The organism is Pseudomonas bharatica CSV86 (genome assembly GCF_000319305.2).
GTDB classification, from domain to species: Bacteria; Pseudomonadota; Gammaproteobacteria; order Pseudomonadales; family Pseudomonadaceae; genus Aquipseudomonas; species Aquipseudomonas bharatica.
On record NZ_AMWJ02000002.1, the window covers coordinates 1 to 21,876 of the forward strand.

Below are 21,876 nucleotides of genomic sequence, written 5' to 3' on the forward strand. Positions count from 1 at the left end.
TGAGACCGTCGGCGGCGATCTGCCCGCCGATATTGAGCAGCGCCTGCTTCACGAGCAGGCTGATCGCCGCGTCGCTGAGCAGGTCGCCACCGCTGTTGTCGAGGCTTTCGGCACTCAGCTCGAAGCCCTGTTCGCTGGAGATCTCGCCGCCACGGTTGTGCACGGCGGCAAGGTTGCGCAGCAAACAGCTGCCCCGTGCGTTGATCAGGCACCGCTGTTGTTCAGTACGCCGTGGTTGAGGTCGAGGGTCAGGCGCTGATGCTGTACAGCTCGCCGCCGTTGCGCTGGTCCAGGCCGCTGACACTGGCGGTCAGGGCCCTGGCGCTGGCGATGCGGCGCCACGGTTGTCCACCACGCGGCACTCAGGTCGAGGCGATCGCTGCTGGTCAGGCGGCCGCCCTGGTTGCTGATGCCCTGCCCTGCCGTCACCAGCAAGGTCGAAGCACTGCTGATACGCCGCCGTCGTTGACCAGGCTGATCAGGTCAAGGCCGAGGCCGGCATCGCTGCGCAACACGCCCTGGGTGTTGTCCAGTTGCCCGGCAAGCCATGCTGCTACGCAGCAGCAACGACAGGCCGGTCTTGCCGTACAGGCTGCCCTGGGTGCCGTTGTTGACCTGGCCGCAGTGATCGAGACGGACTGCTGCCCGGAGACCATGCCCTAGTTCTGGTGTCGAGGCGCGCCAGGGTCAGTTGCAGGGCAGCGTTGGCGACAAGGCGACCGCCGCCGCTGTTGTCCAGGCGGCTGCGTTGACAGTGAGGGTGGAGACGCTGGCGATTTCCCCGGCGCGGTTGTCCACGCCGGTCACGTCCAGGGCCATGGCGCCGCCGGAATTGAGCAGGCCGCCTGGCGGTTGTCCAGTTCGCTGCCGCGTACCCGCAGTTGCCCGCTGGCGATCAGGCTGCCGCCGCGGTTGTCGATGCGGTCGCGTCGAGGGTCAGGTTGCTGCGGCTGGAGACCAGGCCGTCGAGCTGGTGTCGAGGCTGGCAGCGCTCAGTTGCAAGGTGCCGACCGAACCCAGCAGGCCGTCGCGGTTGAGCAATTGCCCGCAACGGCAATCTCCAGGGTGCCGTCGCTGGCAACCCGGCCAAGGCTGTTGTCGAAGCTGGCGGCGGTCAGGCCCAGGGCTTCGCCGGCCAGCAGACGGCCGCCGGCATTGCTGCCGGCGCCGGACAGGTCGAGGGTCAGGCGCTTGTCGCCCTGGATCAGGCCGGCGCCATTGTTCAACGTGGCGCTGGTCACCCCTGTGCTGGTACCGAGGATTTCGCCTTGCTGTTGTCCAGGCTGCTGTCCACCAGCAAGGTCAGGCCGTTGCCGCTTCAACGGTCCCTGCCGGTTGACCAGGCTGCCGGCACGGACATCCAGGGCAGCGGCCTTGATCATGCCCTTGGTGTTGTCCAATGCCTGGGCAATGCGCAGGGTCAGGGACTGTTCGCTGAGCAGCTTGCCGCCGTTGTCGAAACGGTTCGCGGCCAGCTCGAAGGCTTGGCACTGGAGATCTCGCCCCCGAGGTTGACCACGCTGCCGAGGTTTTTCAGAAGCAACTGGCCCGGTGCGTTGATCAGGCCGCCCTGGTTGTGCAGATGGCCGCCGTTCAGATCGAGGGTGATATCGGCCAGGCCATAGAGGCGGCCGCCAGCGTTGTCCAGGCTGGCGGCGCCGAGCTCGACGCCCTGCCGGGCGAACAGGGTGCCCTGGCGTTGTCCACGCCGCCCACACTGGTGATAGCCAGGCGGGTATCGCTTTGCACCAGGCCCAGGCGGTTGTCCAGCGAACCGACGCGGATCGCCGCGCTGTCGGCCAGCAGCTTGCCGCCCTGGTTGTCCAGGGCGCCGTCTACCAACAGGTCGATCGCGCCGGAACTGCTCAGGCTGCCGGACGGGTTGACCAGGCTGCCGGCGCGGATATCGAGGCGGGGCGCGAGACCAGCCCCGGGTGTTGTCCAGCAGCGGGCGATGCGCAGGGTCAGGCCTTGCTCGCTGAGCAGCTTGCCGCTGCCGTTGTCCAGGGCAGCGGCGGCCAGCAGGAAGGCCAGTTGACTGGAAATCTCGCCGCCACGGTTGTCGACGCTGCGAGGTTGTTCAACAGCAACTGGCCGGGGCGTTGATCCGCCCGCCACGGTTGTCCAGCAGGCCACCGTTGAGGTCAAGGCTGACACCGCCCTGGCTGAACAGCTGGCCGTCGTTCTGCTGGTCAAGACCGCTGGCGCTGGCCGTCAGTTGACCGCTGCTGCTGATGCGCCCGCCGTCGCCATTGTTCACCTGCCCGGCCCGCAGGTTGAGCCCCCTGTCTGCAGCCAGGACGCCGCCACGGTTATCCAGGTTGCCGCTGCGGAGCGACAGGTTGGCCTGGCTGGCGATGCGTCGGCTTCGCGATTGTCGAGGCTGCCGAGGATCAGATTGGCGTCGCCCTTGGCCGCCAGCAGACCGTGCTGGTTGATCGCCTGTCCGCTTACCTGGACGTCGAGCCGGCCATCGCTGGTCAGGCTGCCGTGGTGTTGTCCAGGCTGCCGGCGGTGAGTTCAGATGCTGGCCGGCGAGCAGTTGGCCGTCAGCGTTGAGCAATTCGGCAGTCTGCTGCAACACCAGGCTGCTATCGCCCTGGATCAAGCCGTTGCTGTTGTCCAGCGCCTGGCTGGTGACCGAAGTCTGCGCACCGAGCAGCTTGCCCTGCTGGTTGCCCAGCACGCCGGCGACAGCCAAGGCCAGGCCGTTGTGGGCCTCGACCAGGCCTTCGCGGTTGTCCAGGCTGGCGGCGCGCAGGTCCACGCCTGCCGCGCCGATCCGGCCCTGGCCGTTGAGCAGCGCGCGGCGATGCGCAGGGTCAGCTCCTGCTCGCTGAGCAGCTTGCCGTTGATGTTGTCGAGCCCGGTCGCAGCCAGCTCGAAGGCCAGCTTGCTGGAGATCTCGCCGCGCTGGTTGCCGACTTCGCCGAAGTTGCGCAGCAGCAACTGGCCCGGGGCGTTGATCAGGCCGTCCTGGTTGTTCAGGCTGCCGTTGTTCAGGTCGAGGGTGACGCTGCCCAGGCTGCTCAGGCGCCCCGAGGTATTGTCCAGGCTGGCGGCGCCTGCATCCAGGTGCTGCCGCCCGGCGAACAGGGTGCCCTGGCGATTGTCCAGGGCTGCGCGGCTGACCAGCGCCAGGCGGCTATCGGCCTGCAGCAGGCCCTGGCGGTTGTCCAGGCTGCCGAGGCGGATCACGGCGTTGTCGGCGAGCAGCTTGCCGTCGCGGTTATCCAGCGCCTCATCGACCGCAAGGGCCAGTTCGCTGCCGGCACTCAGGCTACCACCCTGGTTGAGCAGCCGCCCCGCCTGGATATCCAGCACGGGCGCGGAGACCAGGCCCTTGGCGTTATCCAGCAGGCGGGCGATACGCAGGGTCAGGCCCTGCTCGCTGAGCAGTTTGCCGCTGGTGTTGTCGAGTGCGCCCGCCGCCAGCAGGAAGGCCAGGTTGCTGGAGATCTCGGCATTGCGGTTATCGACCGTGCCCAGGTTGTTGAACAGCAACTGCCCGGGTGCGTTGATCCGCCCGCCCTGGTTGTTCAGGTGCCCGTTGTTCAGGTCGAGGGTCAGGCGACCCTGGCTGAGCAACTGGCCGTCACCCTGCTGGTCCAGGCCGGTGACTGGCGGTCAGTTGCTCGCCGGCGCTGATGCGCCCGCCTGCACCGTTGCTCACCTGCCCGGCTTGCAGATCCAGGCTGCGCTCGGCGCGCAGGATGCCGTTCTGGTTGTTCAGCGCGGCAGCCTTGAGTAGCAGGTCGCGGGCCAGCAGCTCGCCGTTGCCGTTGTCGAGCAGGCCGGCGGTGTCCAGCAGCAGCGTGTTCTGCGCTTCGAGCCTGCCGCTGGCGTTGACCAGGCTGCCGGTGCGGGCATCGATGCGCGCCGCCGACACCAGGCCACGCTGGTTGAGCAGACCGGCGCCCAGGTCGAGGGTCAGGGTCGCCTGGCTGTCGAGGCGCCCACCCGTGTTGTCCAGCCCGTTGCGGCTGGCGAGGGTCAGGTCGCGCTCGGCTTGCAGCAGCCCCTGGCGGTTGTCCAGCTCACCGACGCTGAGCCGGCCGCTACCGGCGAGGAACTTGCCGTCACGGTTGTCGAACAGGCCATCGGTTTGCAGGGTCAGGCCATTGCCGGCGACCAGGCTGCCGGACAGGTTGGACAGCGTGCCGGCCTGGATTGCCAGTTCCGGCGCCGACAGCAGGCCCTGGCGGTTGTCCAGCAGACCGGCGATGTGCAGGGTCAGGCCCTGCTCGCTGAGCACCTTGCCGCTGCCGTTGTCGAGAGTCGTTGCGACGAGCGCGAACGCCTGCTTGCTGGAGATCTCGGCGTTGCGGTTGTCGAGGCTGCCGAGGTTGTTAAACAGCAATTGACGGGCGCATTGATTCGGCCGCCCTGGTTGTTCAGGTAGCCGTTGTTCAGATCGAGGCTCAGGTTGCGCTCGGCGCGCACGCTGCCCGCGGTGTTTTCCAGGCTGGCGGCATCGAGCACCAGGTCGCGGGCCAGCAGCTCGCCGCTGCGGTTGTCCAGCAAGCCTGCGGTGCTGAACACCAGGTCGCTGCCGACGCTCAGCTTGCCGCCGGCGTTGTTCAGGCTGCCACTGCGACCGTCGAGCCGTGCGGCCGAGACCAGGCCAGCGGCATTGTCCAGGGCCTGGGCGATGCGCAGGGTCAGCAACTGGTCGCCAAGCAGCTTGCCGCCACGGTTGTCGAGGCTGCCGGCGGCGAACTCGAAGGCGCGGCTGCCGGAGATCTCGCCAGCACGGTTGTCCACGCTGGCCAGGTTGCGCAACAGCAGTTGGCCGGGAGTACTGATCAGGCCGGCCTGGTTATCCAGATGGCCGTTGTTCAGGTCCAGGCTCAGTACATCCTTGGCGTACAGCTGGCTGCCGGCCGATTGCAGCAGCCCGCCGACACTGGCGTCCAGCTCGCGACCGAGCAGGCGCCCGCTGCTGCGGTTGTCCAGGTCACCAGCCTTGACCTTCAGGGTCGAGGCGCTGCTCAGCAGGCCGCCGCGGTTGTCCAGGCCGCCGCCCAGCACCAGGTCGAGGCTGGCGTCGCTGCGCAGCGTGCCGCCCCGGTTGTCCAGGCTGTCGCCGCGCAACTGGAAGCCCAGGCTGCTGGAGATCTCGCCGGCCTGGTTGGCAACGCTGGCGAGATTGAACAGTTGCACCTGGCCCGGGGCGGTGAACAGGCCGCCCTGGTTGTTCCAGTGGCCACGGTTGAGGTCGAGGCTGATGCCCGACTGGCCATGCAGGCGGCCGGCACTGTTGTCCAGGCTGCCCACGGCGAGCTGGATATTGCCCTGGGCGCTGAGGTTGCCGTCGTGGTTGTCCAGCGCAGCGCCGATACGCGCGGCCAGGGTGCCGCGGCTGGACAGGGTGCCTGCTGGCCGTTGAACAGGCTGGCGGCATCGATCTGCAGCCCTTGGGCCGCGACCAGCCCGGCGGCGTTGTTCAGGGCTCCGGCGATGCGCAAGGTCAGGGCCTGGTCGCTGAGCAGCTTGCCCGCGCCGTTGTCGAGGCCGGTGGCGGCGAGCGTGAAGGCACGTTGGCTGGAGATCTCGCCCTGACGGTTGTCGACCGTGGCGAGGTTGTCCAGGGTCAACTGGCCGGCGGCATTGATCACGCCGCTGCGGTTGTCCAGCAGGCCATGGTGCAGGTCAAGGCTCAGGCCGGCGTCGCTGCGCAGGCGACCACCGCTTTGCTGGTCGAGGCTGCCGAGGCTGGCGATCATCTGCTGGCGGCTGCTGACCTGGCCGCCGCCGCTGTTGTCCAGCCGAGCAGCGACATACAGGCCGAGCCCCTGGCCGGCACTGACCAGCCCCGCGACGTTATCCAGGCTCGCCACGCGCAATGTGACCTGCCCTGCCCCGGCGAGCTCGCCCTTGCGGTTGATCAGGCTGCCGCTATTCAGGTTCAACGCAGCGCCACTGCTCAGCAACCCGCCCTGACTGTTGAGCAGGGCCTGGCTGGTGCTGGAGAGATTGGCCCCGGCCAGGACCCGCCCACGATTCTGGTTGTCCAGTTGGCTGGCATCGACCTGGGCATTGCCACCGGCGCTAACGGTACCGCCCTGGTTGGCCAGCGCTGCGGTGGTGATCGTGAGGTCACGGCTGGCCACCAGCGTCCGGCCGCTGTTGTCGATGCCCTGCGCGCTGATACGCAGGTCACCCTGGGCATTGCGGCTGTTGTCCGCATTCACCCCGGCTTCGATCACGCCCTGGTTGATCAGCTGCGCGCCGCTGTCGATGCTCAGGCGGTCGCGCGCGGCCAGGCTGGTGCCGGTCACATCGCCCTTGGCGCTGACGGCCAGGTCCTTGCCGGCGTAGACCCGGCCCATGCCGAGCTTGCCGTTGGCATCGATCTGGATATCCCCGCCAGCCATCATGTCGCCGGCCAGCTTCACCCCGACCCCGGCTTCGGTACCGACCAGGCGGATGGTGTCGACGTACATGCCGCCCAGCGCGGAGGAGTCGATCGCCAGTTCCGGCGCCTGGCTGCCATCGCGGCGCGGGCTGTCGCGGCGAGGGTGCGCGCATCGACGTCGTTGCGCCCGGCGACGATATCCAGCTTCCTGGCCTGGAGTTGCGCATTGATCTGGGTGGCGCGGGTGATGATCTCGAACTGGTCGACGTTGCTCGCGTTGAGCCCGGCGCCCTGGATGGCGACGTTGCCCTGGTCCACCTGATAGCGGCTCAACTGGCCGTTTTCGATCACCGGCTTGCGGTGCTGAGGGTGGCGCGCGGGTGTTGATGAAGCCGCAGCCGTCGCAGGTGATGCCGTGGGGGTTGGCGACGATGACATGGGCGGACTTGCCCGCCACCTCGTGTAGCCGCGCAACTGGCTGGGGCTGCCGCCATTCACCTCGTTGAGGATGATATCGGCGGCGCGACCGCTGAAATTCGGGTTGCCGACGATGATGCCGCCGAGCTGGGTGGCCTGGGTGCGATCCATGGCGTTGTTGAGGATCAGCCCCTTGGCATCGACGTTGTAGTCCTTGAACTGGTTATGGGACAGACCGTTGGCATTGGGCGCGGCGATATTGACGATGGGCACGCCGTTGCCGGCCTGGGCCAGGCCCGTGCCCGCCGCGCTGACCGCAATGCCATCCGCCTGTGCCCAGACCGGCTGCCAGAACATGACGTTGGCCAGCAGAAACGCCAGCGCCCGCTTCGGAATGCCGCAGAACGACTCGCGCGGTTGCACGGTCGCCGAAGGCAGGCGGGCCAGGAAAGCGAATTGACGGACGTCCATGTCGTGGTCTCGGTTCGGGCTTGGCGGGCTCACTAGCACGGCTATCTACACCTCTCAACCAGGCACCTTGTGGGAGCGGCTGTTAGCCGCGATTGGGCGCGAAGCCGTCGTAAAACCTGAGTCCCAGGTCTGCCTGACACTCCGAAGGCACAGGTTTTATGGCCGCTTCGCGCCCAATCGCGGCTAACAGCCGCTCCCACAGGGGGCTGGGTTGTACCTGATTGGGGTGTGTTAGATACCTATGCTTACAAGAGCAGCTCCACGCGGAAATAAACGGGCATTTCGCGCTCGGTGATCACATCCGGGCGCTCCAGGGAATGGGCAAAGGTCACGCTGGCGGCCAGGTGCTGGCCGCGGGCGAAGAATTCGATGGCGTTGCTGGAAACACGTCCATGCTGGTCGCCGTTGTAGCGGTCGCCGCGGATCACGCCCTGGTCGTAGCCGAGGCTCAGGCCGTACTCACCGAGCACCGGCTGCAGCCAGTCGAGCGTGACCGGGCGGGTCCAGCGCAGGTCGTTGCGCCAGTAACCGCCGCTGTCGCCGGTGAGGGACTGGTCCTTGTAGCCACGCACCGACGACAGGCCGCCCAGGCTCAGGCGCTGAGGGCTGTACAGCGGGTCTTCGCTGCGCTGTCCGGTGGCCAGGCTGCTGAAACTGAAGTTCTCGCCCCACAGGCTGAACGGCTGCAGGTAGCTGAGGGTAAGGCTGTACTTGCGGTAGCGGGCATCGGGGTCGCCGGGCTGGTCCTGGCGATCGGCCTGGGCGTCGAAGGCACCGATGCCCTGCTGCATGCCGAGGTCGAGGTTGACAAAAGCATTACCGATACGCCGGCCATGGTTGATGCCGAACTGGGCTTCGCTGAGGCGGTTGCTGCTGTTGTCCAGGCGGCTGTCTTCGATGTAGTTGTTCGAGCGCAGGTAGGCGATGCCGCTGTTGAGCGAGGTTTTCGACAGGCTGTCGCGGTGGATCACCCGTTCGGCGCGCAACTGGTGGTTTTGCGTATCGCCGGTCTGCTTGAAGGTGAAGTTGTTGGCCTCGGCCGGGAGCGGTAGGCGCTCTGGCTGTACGAGTAGCTGAAGTTCCACCAGCCCCAGGGCAGGTTGTAGAAGAGCATTTCACTGTGGGACGTACGCTGGTGATCGCTCACGGCATCATGGCCGCCGCGCAGCATGAGCTGATCGGCCAGCCCCAACGGGCTGTCCCATTCCAGGCCGTAGCCCCACTGCTGTTCGCCGGTGGCGAGCTGGCCGTCGTTGTTGCGCGAGACGCTGGCGCGCCAGGTTTTTTTCGGTGTATTGCCAACCTGCACCCTGCTGCCACCGACGTTGCTGCCGGGCACCAGTTCCATCTTGGCCTGGTTGGACGGCAGGCGATTGAGCTGGTCGACCATCTGCTCGATATCGCGCAGATTGAGCAGTTCGCCCACCCGCCCCGGAAAGGTCATCGCCAGTTCGCGGGGCGACACGCCGTTGCCATCCAGTCCTTCGAGGCGGCCTTCGACCACCTGGATTTCCAGATGGCGGCTGCTCAGGTCCTGTTGCGGCAGGTAGGCACGGCTGGTGACCAGGCCGCGGGCCAGGTAATGATCGGTAATGGCTTTGAGCAAGGCGTTAAGCTGCTCGACGCCGAGGCACTGGCCGAGCCACGGCTTGACCAGGCCCTCGCGGTCGGCCGGGGACAACTGGTCGGCGCCCTTGATCTCGATGGTGTCGATGGGAAAGCAGCGGCTATCGGGGGCGGCTGGGGCAGCCGGCGGCGTGGCGGACTGGCCTGGCAGATCGCGCAGCTCCTCCAGGCGGCGTTGCTGCTCCTGAAGCAGGCGGTCCTGTCGATCGCGGATCAGGTCCTGGTCGCCCGGGGTGGCGGCAAGGGACGGTAGAGTGGCGCCCAGGCTCAGGGCCAGAAGGCACAACCTCATCGCGAGGTGGTGGAAATGCATGAGCCAGAATCCTTGCCAGTATCACTATGCCATCATTGGCCGGGCGATATTAGTAAGCGGGAAAAATGGCGTCAAGCCTTGGGCATGAGTCGGTTTATTCGCCTTGGGAAAATCCGATGCAACGAAAAAGGCCCCGAAGGGCCTTTTTCTTTCACTCCAGAGCGACCAATAAATCACTCTGAAGCGCCATATTTGGAGCGGGAAACGAGACTCGCATCCGGCGCCTAGATGACTGAAAAATTTAGCTTTCTTTGAATTCCCACGTGGGGAATAGTCTCAATTGTGTACTCATTCGGGCAGCATGGCAACATAGCCAACAATCGTACTTTGGGACACGTTGGCACCGTTATCCACCACTGAGAGGCTGGGCTTGAACTGAAAAATCGCAACCGAGACACTCACTCCTGAACAGCCCCATGCTCGCCAGGCGCCCGACAGCCCCTGATATCGGAAAAAGTGGTCTTGACCATAAAGAGGGTACCGAACAGCGCTTTATCTGAGCTCAACTGTTTCTGCAGACGAGAACCTATCAGCTCTGTCTTCACCAGACGGGAACTTAGGGAAACTCCGAAACAGTTGCTCATGAGCGTCTTGGGGACGCCGAAAAGCCCGATTTTCAGGCGCTGATTATTGGATAGCCTAGTGTGGTGTTTCGCAAGTAACACTCATATTTTGGTCTAGGCTTTCAGCATCAGAAATGCCGTGGAGCAACGATATGAAAACCGGCCGACCTGCTGCCCCGATTGAGCTGAGCGACGAAGAAAACCTCGAACTGCTTCGTCGCTCCCGACAGAGTAAAGGCCCTGCTGAATCGCGCATTCGGGCCGAAATCATCTTGGCGTGCGCAGGTGGAGAGTCGGGTACCTCGATCGCCCGCAGACTCGGCATCGGCGTACACACGGTCTCGCGTTGGCGAGTGCGATTCAGTCGGCTGCGACTTGATGGTTCAAATGACAAGCATCGTTCAGGCCGGCCTCGCAGCATTGCCGATGAACAAGTACACGCCATGGTCAATCAGGCGCTGCAATCCAAACCCGAAGATGCCAGTCACTGGAGCACTCGCTCGATGAGTCAGGCAACCGGGATTTCTCTAGCTAGCGTCATGCGGATATAACATGCCTTCGGCCTCAAGCCCCACTTGGAAAAGACTTCAAGCTTTCGACCGATCCGCTGTTCGTCGACAAGGTCCACGACATTGTGTCCAAAGGGCTTTAGAGCTAAATTGTGCAGCCATGATTTCGCCCATAACCATCCTTCCGGTGACGTAACACCCAGCACAAAAGACAAGATGCTCACTCATAAGCTTGATGACCTACTCTCTGGAATCGAAGTGCGAGTCTTGGATCACCTCATCCATTGGCTGTGGCGAGCCTTTTTGAGTTTTAGAAGCAGGACTAATTTAGTGATATCGATTGATTCGCTGCATTTGCAGCGGATCAATCGCTGGTTGGCAACACTTGGAAAATCGCACTCTCCGACCTGAAACGACGATGACTCAATATTTAATTAGAGAATCAATTAACTTAAAGTTTCACTTACAGCTTGGGCACTTAGGAGAATTGAAAGCGCACACAGTTGAATTAAGGTGAGTTATCGCTCAATTCATAACTCACAATCCTTCCATGCCCGCACAGATCTGACCCAGAAATTAATAGACAGGGAGGTACTAAGCGACATAACTCGATGAAACCAACCTTCGGGCAAAAAGAATAAGTCACCAGGCTGAAGAATTACCTGTAGGAAATCTACATTTTTGGCGCTTGGAAATCTCTCAAAATCAGGATTATCTGGATCAAAGTCGCAGCCCTCCAGCCCGCCTTGAGGTGCGGTTGCCCAACTACCCAAGGCCTGACGGTGATGTGGTGCTGCCAGCAACATGGACTTTTCTCCCCAGACCTGGGCGAACAGATTGTCCGTGTCGTCACGGTGAAGTGGTGTCAGAGTACCTCTTGGCCCAAGCCAGAAACGCGGACCCACATGTAATTTAGGGTCAAAGTAATCCGGTAGGCGAATCAGGTTAAGCCATTGTTGTGGCAACTGATTGTTACCCATATAGGCAGGCGGTTCATCGCCGGCGAACTGATTTCGCTCCATGGTAGCAACGAAATCCCGGAGTGGAGTGGTTCTGAACTCACGCTCTGACGAAAACGCGTTCCGGGCATATTCGCCATGGCGTGTGATTCCTTGAACATGCGCCAAATGTTCAAGTGCCTCGGCCTTGGGCATCTTGAACAAGGGCCAGTCATCGAGCGCATCGCTGAGCACTAGTGGTATGCCCTTATTCTTGTACGAGTCGAAGTTTTTCCGGCACACCTCATGCGCGGGCAGTCGTGGGATGCTGCTTAGCAGCAGCGGCGCCGACAAGTGCTCACTTGCCCGTGGGACTGCGGGGTAGCGCTGGTTCATCCGCACCGGTGCGGCGCTGGATAATGGTCGCAGCCTTGCGCTGATCAATTGTGGTAGCAATGTCGCCAAGCCGATCTGTCCATGGATCTTCAACCTCCCTGTGGCGAAGAGGTTTTCTATATCACCCCGCCCCTCCATGATCTCCAGGAACATCTGCTTATCCAATCCAATCGTGACATCAGCGCGAGGGTGCAGGCCCGCTTGCGGCACGCTGGATGCCGGAGCATCGACCCAGAATCGCTCTTGGTCCGAGAACAGGAACTGGAATGTCCCGGCGACACCCACGGTATGGGCTTTGGCAAACAGTGATGACAGCGCAGATTGCAGTGGCATTTTTAAAGGCCTGTATCGGGTGGAATATGGGATCTGCTTACTTGGCAAATAGCGACGGGTAATCGAGATTATTCCCTTCAGTTCGAGACAACACTGCGAGCGCGCCATCGAATGAAATGAGGCGGTCCGTCGTTGCCTTCCAGTCAGCCAGGCGGTGGTAGGCATTGATGAACCAACTGAGGTTTCCACACAGGTTGCCGAACGCCGAATTTATCTGCATGACATCGCCGAACATGATGGCGCCGGAGAAAAAACCGCGGCACCGCCAACAGGCTGCTGAAGATCAGCGAGAGCTGGCTATAACTCTCGGTGAAGAGTGAAAGGCGCATTTTGACGCGGATGGTCCGGCGCATGTTGGCAAGGCTGACATCGAGCTTTTCGCTTATGCGATCTTTTTCACCGCTGCGGCCCGCGTGGTTTTCCTGCATGGTGGAACCGTCACGAAAGCGGAACAGGAAATAGCGGAGGTCGGCTTCAGAGCGCTGCTGATTGTTGCTTAAAGACACCAGCTTGAATCCGATCTTCTGGCTGATGTAGGTGCCAAGAAGGGCATACAAAATGGCGGCCCAGAACATATACGCTGGGATACTAACGCCCCACAACAGCGCATCGCCCGAGATACCGATCAACACGATGCTGAATGAAATAACGCTGACCAATGTGTAGAGCAGGCCGCAGGCGAGATCTATAGTCTCGAAGGTGAATTTATTGATATCCTCTGCAATCCGTTGATCCGGGTTATCCACACAGTGTTCGACATGGTGGGGCCGGTTGGACTCGATAATCCATGCTGAAAGGTAGTGGTTGGTCAGCCAGCGTCGCCATCTCAGGGCGAAAACATCGACCAAATAGGTTATCAGCACAGAACGCACTACCGAGAACAATATGATAGCGAGAAATACCACGACCAGAATATAGAACCTATGGGAGTCAAGCTCCTGAATCGCGTTGTAGAAATGCTTGTACCATTCGTTGATCGACAGAGCGGTAGCCACGGCAAGCAGCGAAAGGACAAAAAGTACGAACAACGACCACCACGCAAATACTTTTTCCTCTCCTCGCCAATATAACGAAAGCACGTAGAACGTCTTGCGATAAAACGATGGATTGCCAAGAGCTTCCTGCTCCCTCTGCAGACTATTCGAACTCATCAGGACCTCACGGTTTATCTCGGTTTTCTTGAACAGCGATCTCTTAATTCAATGGCGTGCTCTTCGGCGCGCTTCACAGAGTCCAGAAGCCTAAACGTCCCAGACTTGCCGCCAGCCTCAATCGGGCTAGGTACCAACTGTTCAAGGCAGTGATGTTTTGCTGTTCAGCGCTCGCATAGGCAGAAGAAGCATTGAGCAATTCGGTCATGCTGCCGACACCCGAGCGATAACGGCCTCGTACAACCTCCAACGCCTGGGTCGCTTGCTCTACCCACTCGGCGGTTCGTTCAAGCGCCTGCGTTTCAGTGGTCAAATCTTGGTAGCTAGCCCACAGTTCCAGAGCGATGCGCTGCTCGACTTCAGCCAGTTCCGCTTCGCCGGCTTGCACCCGTGCCCGGGCGCCGCGGATCAGGTACGTACGCTCGAAACCTTCAAACAACGGGATGCTGATTTGCAGGCCGACAGAGTGGTCGCGAGTACGACTGTCTCCGTTGTATTCCATGGGTTGGCGGGTCTGGGCATCCGAGGCAGAGGCGATGAACGACAGACTGGGACGGCCCGCGGCCTCTTGTTCCTTGACCGTCGCTTGAGCGGCCTCAAGCCGAGCTTTCGCAGCGATGAGTGATGGATGCTCCTCGTGGGCTTGCTGAAGCAATACATCGATACTTTTGACAAACGCGATTCCGGGGGACTTGATCAGGGTATCGGTCAAACCAATTGGTGTATCCGGCGGGAGCCCCATGCGTAACGCAATTTGGCCCTGCGCATAGCGCACAGCCCCTAGGCCACGGAGCTCGCTCAGCCTGGCCTGGGTGTAAGCCGTCTGGCTTGAAGACGATCTGACAACGCAGCGGCTCCGGCCTCGTATTTGGCGCTAGCATCCTTGAGGTTTTCAGCGGCCAACGCAGAGACTTGTCGGGCAGCCCGCTGACTGTCCTGTGCCGCCAAAGTGTCGTAGTACAACTTAGCCGCCAGTAAGAATGTCTCCTGCAATTGGTTGTCCCTAGTGGCATTGGCAGCGAGCAGAAGCTGGCGAGCATTATGCAGAGTCGCCTCCCTACGTCCGAAATCAAACAACACCCAGCTCAGCCCCAAACGGTATTCGAGGCGGCGTTGGCGTCCTTCGGTGGAATAAGCATCTAACTGATCGTAGGCAGTATCATTGCGGCCATGGGTAATCGCCGAGCTGGCTTCGATCCTTGGTAAGTACGCGGCCTGAGCCACTCCAACCTGAGCTGCAAATACTCTTGACTCAGCCCAGGCTTGTCGTGTCAAAGGGTCACGACAGAGTACCTGTTCAATCACTACTTCTAGAGTCAACGATGCGTGATTCAGATTGTCCCCGCAGGCCTCAGACATGGTTCGGCCATCCGGCAGCCGGGAGGATGTAACACCTTGCTCCACCCTGAATACGTCGAGCGCCGACGCACCGCTCGACCAGATACAGACTACAGCCAGAACATTCACGACAAAGGTTGCGCACTTCATGGCGCAATCGCTTGCTTTGATGTTCGTGCGCCGACCGCGACTCTGGTCTCTTGGACGACCCTCCCTGCCTCTAGGCGAACAACGCGATCCGCCGACGCAATCGTCTCTGCACGGTGAGCAATGATGATGCGTGTCACCTTCAGGTCTTGAATCGCTCGATTGACTCGCTGTTCACAGCCTGTATCCAAATGACTTGTCGCTTCATCGAGAATCAGGATCTCAGGGCGCTTATATAGGGCACGAGCAAGCATCAGGCGTTGTTTCTGCCCGCCCGACAACACCGTTCCCATATCCCCCACGAGAGTGTTGTAGCCCATCGGCATCGCCAGTACTTCCTCATGTATCGAGACCTTGCGGGCACACTCCATCGCCCAGTCCAGGTCAGGACTTGATTCGAAGAAGGTAATGTTTTCCATCAATGAACCGGTGAATAGGCAGTCGTCTTGGAGGACCGTGCCGATCCTGCTGCGCCAAGTGTCGACTTCGAGGTGGCGCAATTCGGTCCCGGCTATACGTATCTGCCCCATAACAGGGTGCAATATTCCCAGCATCAGGTTGACAAGCGTGCTCTTGCCGCAGCCCGATTTACCGGTGATCGCGATCGACTCTCCTCGAGTGATATACAGGTCTAGGCCATCCAGCACCCAGGGTTCCTGGTCCGAGTAACGATATCTCAAGCCCTGAATATCGATATCAAGGGCAACCGGTGACAAGGCAGATATACCGGAGATGTCCTGCGCTTCTTCCAGGGGATGTAGAACGATGTCGGCTAACCGCTCGCCCTGAAGGCGCAGCATGCGCAACTCGAATAAGTGATCTACCAGGCTGGCCACGCGGCCAACAAACTGTCCCTTGTAGGCCATGAAGGCCATCAGCACACCGACACTGAACTGGTTGTCCATCACCAGCGACGCGCCGAAGCCTATGGCTAACAGGTTTTCCAGGCCGAAGATCAGACTATTGAGCTGGGTATATAACAGCTGCAGTTTTTGCGTGCGCAATCCGGCGTTGATCTGCATCACTAGAAGACCAAGCCAGGTCGCACGCCGCTCGTTGTGACGCTGGAACAACTTAAGTGTGCGCATGCCGCGCAATGTTTCCAGGAAGTGACTATCCACCCGCGCAGCATGGATGATTTGCTCTTCGCTGGCCCGTCGTAACGGTTGGTACCAAGCCCAGCGGACAAGTATGTAGAGAAGCATTGCAGCCACCGCGACCAGGGCCAGCAGGGGGCTATAAACCAGCATCAAGAGCAGGGTCGCCAGGCTCATCAGACCATCAAGTACCGTCGAGAAAAAGGTTGCCGTCAGGGTCTGCTGTATCTTACCCACTGCACCGAACCGCGAAACCACGTCCCCAGATGGCGTTTTTCGAAGTATTGAATGGGAAGGCGCACTAGGTGACTGAACACATTGGCTTGCCATTGCACACCCAGAAGGGTACTCATGTGCATCGTCACCCAGTCCCGGACCAAGCTAACCGACTGTTTCATCAGCAATAGCAAACCGAAGCCGATCATCAAGGTAATCAGTAGATCGTGATCCTTGGTCACCAGCACGTTGTCAACGGTCCACTGCAGCAAGAGGGGACTGACCAGCGAGAATACTTCCAGCGCGAGGGCCAGAAGCAATACCTGCCCCAGCGACCGATACAAACCGGTAACACGCCCCAACATATGTGTCACACCGATCTGCGCTGGCGCGGGTTGCTGCTGGAAATCATTTTCCGGCCAGACTTCCAAGGCCACACCAGTAAACGCCTTGCTCGCTTCACTCAGGCTCAGTTGGCGAACGCCTTGGGCCGGGTCATGTAAAGTCAACCGCTGGCCATCAACGGCCTTTAATACGACGAAATGGTTGAAGTTCCAGTGCAGTACGCAAGGCAACCTCAGGTTGCCCAACTCATCCAGCTCTGCCCTGACCGCACGTGTGCCGAACTTGAGCCGGTCTGCGGTATGAATCAGGTGCTTGAGGGTGGTCCCCTTGAGCGACACGCTGAACTGCCGGCGAAGTTCCATAAGTGTGGTCTGGTGGCCGTGGTAGCTGGCGATCATCACCAGACAGGCCAAGCCACATTCAGTCGCCTCCGTCTGTAGGGTCAGTGGCAACCGTCGCCCCAGACGCAGGGCTAAAGCGTCGAGATAGTTCATCGGCGCTTGCATTCACAGCTTTCCAGTCAGGGTGTAGAGAGGTTCGAGCACCCATTCGTAAAGGTGGCGTGTCTCCTGAAGAATATCCGCTTCAATCAGCATGCCCGTCTGTAGCGGCCGGTATTCGCCGTAGGCACGCACCGACTGGTTTTCGATATCTACTCGGATGCGGTATATCTGTTCACCATCGATCCCGAGCCCTGGGATGCTCCCTGTCATATTGGCGAGATCAGCAGCTGAAAGTGTCGTGCGGGATATCGAGCGGACCTGCCCCTGATGCTGACCAAACTTCTGATAGGGATATGCCCGGTAGCGGAGCATCACTGCGTCGCCCGTGCGAATGAAGCCGATAGTCTTGCTCGGTGCGTAGAGCTCCGCTTGCAGTGTGGAGTCGGCGGGCACAATGCTCATTAGTGCGCGACTACTGTCAACGGTCTGCCCTGCCTCAGCGAGAATAGAAGTGGCAATGCCCTGATCAGGAGCGGTGATGAACACCGAACGTTTCGCTTCACTTTCGATAAGCTCCTGTTCGACGGATGACAAAGCACGGCGGATACTGGCAAGTTGATTCTCATGCAATGCCGGTAGCCCAGAGAGTTCGTGTTGTCGTTCAACCCGTTGCTGGCGGAGCGAGGTTGTCTCACGCATCAATCCTTGCAATGTCTGCCGCTCACCCAGTAACTGCGCTTGGCGCTGTTGAAGTTGATCCATCGAGATGTAGCCTTTGTCCATCAATCCTTGATATCGGTCAGCCGCATTATCAGCCAAACCGACGAGCTTCTTTTGACTGCTCAACTGCTGTACCAATGCCTCCAGCTCATTACTTAAACTATCTAATTTGCTTTGCAGGCTCTGCCGCTCTTCCAATTGTAACTTTTTCTGCTTATTCAGCTCTTCAATTAATGAGCTACGGCGCTGTGTGAGTTTTTCACTAATACTGGCCTGTACCAGACCTGCATCAGTTGACCGTTCGCTAGAAATAAGAAAAAGCCGAGCATTACGATCAACTTTTTGGCCTTCCTCAACGTAGCGCTTAAGCACCACTCCGTACTGAGGAGAATGAATTTTCATCTGACCAGAGACTGGCACCAACTGCCCTTGCAACGTGCTGCGCTTGGTGTACGTTCCGAACGCAAAAAAAAGCATCACTAGTGAAGCGAATACAACCGCAATCATAGTCATGACGGTGAAGGTTAGAGGTCTGGTCAGGACAATCTCCCCAAGCCAACTAATCTGACGAGATGCTAATGCTTCGGCCCTAAACAAGGGTATTTTGCTGGTCACGCCACCATCCTTAATCCGACAAATTTACTCGGGTATTTCTTGTCATGGGGGCTCTTACCTTTGCTGCACTCCTTCTCCTCTGAGAAGCAACGGAAAGGGAGTAAATTTTACGGCCGCCTATTCGTATGCATTCCGTTAGCAACCCGAGGCACCGCCTTGGCCCTTGCAACGCTAGGGGTGGGTACAACATCGAAGATCGCATGGAGCTATCAATGAAGTTCACGGAACGAGAAACACATGTCATGCACTGGTTAAGTCACGGGCTAACCAACAAAGAAATCGCTCAAAAGCTAAATATCAGCGATCACACGGTCAGGGACCATGTATCTTCAATGCTGAAAAAGAAGAAAGTAAAAAACAGGGTAGCGCTCACAACGTTAACCGCTAAACACGAGGAAATCTTCACAAGACGCCCTGACTAAATACCCACTAACGATATCATGTCTCATGGCCACCATTCACCCTACAGATGTAGGGGACACTTTGCGACGTAAAAAACATAATATCCACAAAAGACCACTTCTGCTTGGCCGAAGCTCTGTCAGCGCCCTACATTATTAGCACGACGATGAATAACAAAGCAGGATGTAACCCAAGCCTCATGGATACTAACCACCTCTCCAGCCTGAAAGAGGTTTTTGTACCTTTCGAGGCAGTAAAGGTCTCGGGATGTACCGTTGCCTACTTCAATAAAGCAACAGCCCCTGATAAAAATGAAGACTACTTGATCTCCAACTACAGCTATTTGGTTCCAACATCAAATTGCTTTGGCAGTCCGGCCCCAAAAACCTTTTGGGCCGAGCGCTATGGAGGTGACGGATTGGCGGGAAACGGCGGCGGAAGTCGTTGTGGTTTTGATGGGCTGTGGCAGCTTAAAGGAATTGGTCCAAATCAGTTGGTCGGAAATACTGCAGATATAGGGCATAGGGATGGCAACCTCTGCCTAATCACAGCGCTCTACGAGACCGCCTGGTCTGAACTTATAAGTTCCATACTTCCCTATGGGGCTGTGCGCACAGTGGCTGTAATGGACACAGGCCGGCAGTTTTCAATCAACGGAAAAATCAAGAACCGTGCACTTTTAGTCCGCGAGCCAGCAGTACGACCCGCACACTTCATAAGATCAATTTATTTCTATGAAGAAAACAAAAACCGGCTATCCGCAGATGCTGAAAGAGTAAAGCAAGCAATCATCAGGCTAATCGACTTCCTACCAGAGACAGGAGGCTTATCACTCTCCACGGCCGACCGTCTAGAGCTAGGATTAGTGAAACTATCTCAGCGTTTTGCGCAGCAGTTCGCTGCAGCACGGGCCAAAAACGTTATCCATTACAATGTAAGCGCTTCAAATATCTCTTTGACCGGAGCATGGCTTGATTTGAGTGGAGCTTGTTTATTTTCCGACCAAATCAAAGGGGACAGACTTGAAATAAATCGATTTAACGGTGAATTCGTTCCAGCCTTGGAAAGCATTTCCAACCTATGCTATTACCTAGAGAAATATAAGATAATCGATAGCAACCGCTCACGGCAGATCTTAGAGAGCTCCAACACAAGCTTCTTTAAGACATATGATGAGTTCCTGTGCCTCCATTTAGTTATGCAAGCAGGTTTCCCACATATCTACGTGCAGAGTCTTCAGAGTACGCCGGAGTTTAAAAATCTCTCCACAAGCCTAAAGAATCTATTCAAGAGCGATGACTTTCGTACTTCGAGAATCTCTTTCTCCGAGAATTGGTGCGGATACGAACGCTGGACCGCTCATATTTTCAGAGCTTTGCTTTTCAACAAACTCCATGAGAAAGGCGACACTCAGTTTAACCTGATAAATCATGAGGCCACCATCCCCGCTGCCCTTGCATCTAGCTATAGCATTTTTTTTGATATGGCCGCGAAGACAGCGATAAGATATGGTGTCAGCTTCAAAAACCTTGCTTGCTCCGTTGCGATAAACCTTACAAAACTGAATCGCAGCCACGAAAAGCTCTATAAATTACAACAAGATATTGAGCACATCCAAGACATGGAAAATAATAAAAAAGCATCCTATCAAAAACTAATAACCAACTTTGTTTCTACTGGAAAATTTAGCTTATTAAACGAACTCACCCTAGAAACCCAATTTTGGATTGGCGGCGGCATTGCTATATCTTATGATCCCTGCTCAGGACTTTACGATATTTCATCACAGAACCAAAATAAAGTCTGCTTCAGCGAGATGATGGCATACCGATCAGACAATAGTGAAATCGAGACCGCACTCAATTTTTATAAAAATATCTGGGAAATCCTGATTGAAAAACCATCTCGAACTTAACATCCACTGCCACAGCGAACCAATAAGCAGAAAAGCTGCCGAGCTTGGTTATGTAGCCATGATAATGTTTATGTCTGGAAGCTATTCTACCTTCCAAATGCGCACTTTGAATTTTTGGATAACACCTGCAATTGACCACCAGCAGATCCTATTCTTATTCGACAACACAGCAAGACCAATAGGCTACGTAACTTGGGCACATCTAGCACCGGACACTGAGCACCGACTGTTGAATAACAAAGATTTCCTTCTGCACCCATCAGAATGGAATGAAGGTGGGAAAACCTGGTTGATTGATTTCTGCTTTCCATGCGGGGGGTGATGGAGTCTCGGGCGGCCATCAAAAAACACCTGAAGAGCAAAGGAGTGACAGAACTCTTTTGGGCGCACAGGAAAACTGATTATTCAATAAAAAAACCTGGAGGGTTTCGCTGTGAGATCAGAACAGACGCCACACGCCCTCGATAGTCATTAAGAATTTATAGCTCAATTTTTACACCACCAATCTCAAGGAGAGATAGCAATGCGAGAACTAACACCCGAAGAATTTGACGAAGTTGGCGGGGCTTATGCGATCCCTGGAGCAATTGCAGGTGCCGCTTCCGGCGCCGCGGGTTATGTCGGTACGCTCCTGGGAGGGGGCACCTTCAATGCCGGGGAAGCACTCCTTTGGACCGCAGCAGGTGCTGGACTAGGTTTTATTTCGGGACCGATGGGTGTAGTCCAAGCGTTTTCGTATGGTGCGGGTTCATTCGCAACTGGTGTTGCAACGGGGAATTACCCTCGGGTGAGCGGCCAGTAGCACCGCCCAGAATCAATTAAACCTACACCTTGGTGTCTCTGCTTATTCATAGGCAATTCACCAAGGATCACCGGACTACTCTCCACGGAAACACTTATGACAATTATTTTTGGTTTCGTAATCGCACTCGCAGCTATCTTCACTCTCCAACTGATCACACGGGCCATTAACAGGAAGTTCGGGCCAATCTTAAACTTCAAATACATCCACTTTGGTGCCTTCGTTATCCTCCTCCCCGTGGTCGTTGCATTGGCTCATAAACTCTCTGCTTTTTTTGGGTTTGAGCCGTAGGCGGTATCCCTGAAAATCCACCAAACTTCATCATACATGGCATAACCACCTCATGCTTCCTACAGATCATAATTAAGAGCCGAACGATATACCTTCAGTTCCTTTACTTTTCTGCCACCCCAGGGAGGATTGGCCAAAGTCTTGCGCCACCGCTCGCCCTTCCTTCAGGCCTGAGCATCTTGTTGAAGGTGCCTTGGTTTCGCCAGTCTCGAAACCGCTGATTAACCGTGGACCAAGGGCCGTATCGCTCAGGCATGTCACGCCACGTAGCGCCGGAGCAGAGCACCCAGAACACACCGTTGAGCATCAGCTCGTGGACGTCCGGTACGGCGAGGTGTATTGAAGAGATCGGCGATCAACTCCCAGTCGGCGTCGGAGATTTCGTATCGCTGTTTAGGCATGGCAGAGTCCTGCGCTGAAAAGGCTAGAACTCTACGGAAACTCAGGCGGACTGGGTGTTGGCGGGTTTT

General features: G+C 58.2%; 18 protein-coding genes and 6 pseudogenes. 6 read left to right on the plus strand and 18 right to left on the minus strand.

The genetic code is table 11. The features are described from left to right. The coding region (locus CSV86_RS13445; RefSeq protein ID WP_170394774.1) for a hypothetical protein at nucleotides 1-184 on the minus strand (184 nt) is incomplete at its 3' end. 47 nt (nucleotides 185-231) lie between these two features. Here CSV86_RS13445 and CSV86_RS13450 point away from each other — a divergent pair. Continuing rightward, nucleotides 232-663, plus strand: coding sequence for a hypothetical protein (locus CSV86_RS13450; RefSeq protein ID WP_170394777.1), 432 nt, complete (start codon nucleotides 232-234; stop codon nucleotides 661-663). 24 nt (nucleotides 664-687) lie between these two features. On the opposite strand, the gene CSV86_RS32745 is transcribed toward CSV86_RS13450, so the two are convergent. The 10 genes and pseudogenes from CSV86_RS32745 to CSV86_RS13500 form a co-directional block, all read right to left on the minus strand. After that, entirely contained in the window at nucleotides 688-819 is a 132-nt protein-coding gene (locus CSV86_RS32745; protein ID WP_170394780.1) for a hypothetical protein, read from the minus strand. Then, complete coding sequence (locus CSV86_RS33905; RefSeq protein ID WP_170395057.1) at nucleotides 804-989, minus strand: hypothetical protein; 186 nt, start codon at nucleotides 987-989, stop codon at nucleotides 804-806. The genes CSV86_RS32745 and CSV86_RS33905 overlap by 16 nt, the downstream gene beginning before the upstream one ends. 3 nt (nucleotides 990-992) lie before the next feature. Next, on the minus strand, nucleotides 993-1,475 hold the full coding sequence (locus CSV86_RS13465; protein ID WP_311985874.1) for a hypothetical protein: 483 nt from the start codon (nucleotides 1,473-1,475) through the stop codon (nucleotides 993-995). Between the two features lie 118 nt (nucleotides 1,476-1,593). After that, nucleotides 1,594-2,118, minus strand: a complete 525-nt coding sequence (locus CSV86_RS13470; RefSeq protein WP_170394783.1) for a hypothetical protein — start codon at nucleotides 2,116-2,118, stop codon at nucleotides 1,594-1,596. Beyond that, entirely contained in the window at nucleotides 2,081-2,767 is a 687-nt protein-coding gene (locus CSV86_RS13475; protein WP_170394786.1) for a hypothetical protein, read from the minus strand. Before CSV86_RS13475 ends, CSV86_RS13470 begins: the two co-directional genes overlap by 38 nt. A 56-nt stretch (nucleotides 2,768-2,823) precedes the next feature. Then, nucleotides 2,824-3,588: pseudogene (locus CSV86_RS32750) on the minus strand (hypothetical protein); the annotation flags it as partial. Nucleotides 3,589-3,595: 7 nt separating this feature from the next. Beyond that, on the minus strand, nucleotides 3,596-4,255 hold the full coding sequence (locus CSV86_RS13485) for a hypothetical protein (protein ID WP_205346333.1): 660 nt from the start codon (nucleotides 4,253-4,255) through the stop codon (nucleotides 3,596-3,598). Then, nucleotides 4,234-5,163, minus strand: coding sequence for a flagellin family protein (locus CSV86_RS33820; RefSeq protein WP_205346334.1), 930 nt, complete (start codon nucleotides 5,161-5,163; stop codon nucleotides 4,234-4,236). The genes CSV86_RS13485 and CSV86_RS33820 overlap by 22 nt, the downstream gene beginning before the upstream one ends. Before the next feature lie 356 nt (nucleotides 5,164-5,519). Beyond that, nucleotides 5,520-7,246, minus strand: a pseudogene (locus CSV86_RS33825) (filamentous hemagglutinin N-terminal domain-containing protein); the annotation flags it as partial. Nucleotides 7,247-7,491: 245 nt separating this feature from the next. Further along, nucleotides 7,492-9,185, minus strand: a pseudogene (locus tag CSV86_RS13500) (ShlB/FhaC/HecB family hemolysin secretion/activation protein). 715 nt (nucleotides 9,186-9,900) lie between these two features. Here CSV86_RS13500 and CSV86_RS13505 point away from each other — a divergent pair. Continuing rightward, nucleotides 9,901-10,385: pseudogene (locus CSV86_RS13505) on the plus strand (helix-turn-helix domain-containing protein); the annotation flags it as partial. A 22-nt stretch (nucleotides 10,386-10,407) separates the two neighbouring features. Continuing rightward, nucleotides 10,408-10,668: a JAB domain-containing protein gene (locus tag CSV86_RS31960; RefSeq protein ID WP_376699760.1), complete on the plus strand. Its 261-nt coding sequence runs from the start codon at nucleotides 10,408-10,410 to the stop codon at nucleotides 10,666-10,668. A 119-nt stretch (nucleotides 10,669-10,787) separates the two neighbouring features. On the opposite strand, the gene CSV86_RS13515 is transcribed toward CSV86_RS31960, so the two are convergent. The 6 genes and pseudogenes from CSV86_RS13515 to CSV86_RS13535 form a co-directional block, all read right to left on the minus strand. Next, on the minus strand, nucleotides 10,788-11,924 hold the full coding sequence (locus tag CSV86_RS13515; protein WP_009394210.1) for a cupin-like domain-containing protein: 1,137 nt from the start codon (nucleotides 11,922-11,924) through the stop codon (nucleotides 10,788-10,790). Nucleotides 11,925-12,067: 143 nt separating this feature from the next. Continuing rightward, nucleotides 12,068-13,075, minus strand: a complete 1,008-nt coding sequence (locus tag CSV86_RS13520) for an SbmA/BacA-like family transporter (protein ID WP_170394795.1) — start codon at nucleotides 13,073-13,075, stop codon at nucleotides 12,068-12,070. Between the two features lie 73 nt (nucleotides 13,076-13,148). Then, entirely contained in the window at nucleotides 13,149-13,787 is a 639-nt protein-coding gene (locus CSV86_RS31965; RefSeq protein ID WP_240160506.1) for a TolC family protein, read from the minus strand. Nucleotides 13,788-13,873: 86 nt separating this feature from the next. Continuing rightward, nucleotides 13,874-14,434: a TolC family protein gene (locus CSV86_RS31970; RefSeq protein ID WP_240160507.1), complete on the minus strand. Its 561-nt coding sequence runs from the start codon at nucleotides 14,432-14,434 to the stop codon at nucleotides 13,874-13,876. A gap of 125 nt (nucleotides 14,435-14,559) precedes the next feature. Next, nucleotides 14,560-16,712, minus strand: a pseudogene (locus CSV86_RS13530) (peptidase domain-containing ABC transporter). Nucleotides 16,713-16,724: 12 nt separating this feature from the next. After that, entirely contained in the window at nucleotides 16,725-17,978 is a 1,254-nt protein-coding gene (locus CSV86_RS13535; protein WP_051032662.1) for an HlyD family secretion protein, read from the minus strand. Nucleotides 17,979-18,208: 230 nt separating this feature from the next. Between CSV86_RS13535 and CSV86_RS13540 the strand changes: the two genes are divergently transcribed. The 3 genes from CSV86_RS13540 (at nucleotide 18,209) to CSV86_RS33400 (ending at nucleotide 20,635) form a co-directional block, all read left to right on the plus strand. After that, nucleotides 18,209-18,418 carry a response regulator transcription factor gene (locus tag CSV86_RS13540; protein ID WP_009394215.1) on the plus strand — a complete coding sequence of 70 codons (210 nt, stop codon included), beginning with the start codon at nucleotides 18,209-18,211 and terminating at the stop codon, nucleotides 18,416-18,418. A gap of 104 nt (nucleotides 18,419-18,522) precedes the next feature. After that, nucleotides 18,523-20,313, plus strand: coding sequence for a hypothetical protein (locus tag CSV86_RS13545; RefSeq protein ID WP_158487688.1), 1,791 nt, complete (start codon nucleotides 18,523-18,525; stop codon nucleotides 20,311-20,313). Beyond that, a complete protein-coding gene (locus CSV86_RS33400; protein ID WP_205346336.1) occupies nucleotides 20,291-20,635 on the plus strand; it encodes a toxin-activating lysine-acyltransferase in 345 nt (114 codons plus the stop codon). Before CSV86_RS13545 ends, CSV86_RS33400 begins: the two co-directional genes overlap by 23 nt. Before the next feature lie 943 nt (nucleotides 20,636-21,578). Here CSV86_RS33400 and CSV86_RS13555 read toward each other — a convergent pair. Next, a pseudogene (locus CSV86_RS13555) lies at nucleotides 21,579-21,807 on the minus strand (transposase); the annotation flags it as partial. Between the last annotated feature and the right edge of the window lie 69 nt (nucleotides 21,808-21,876).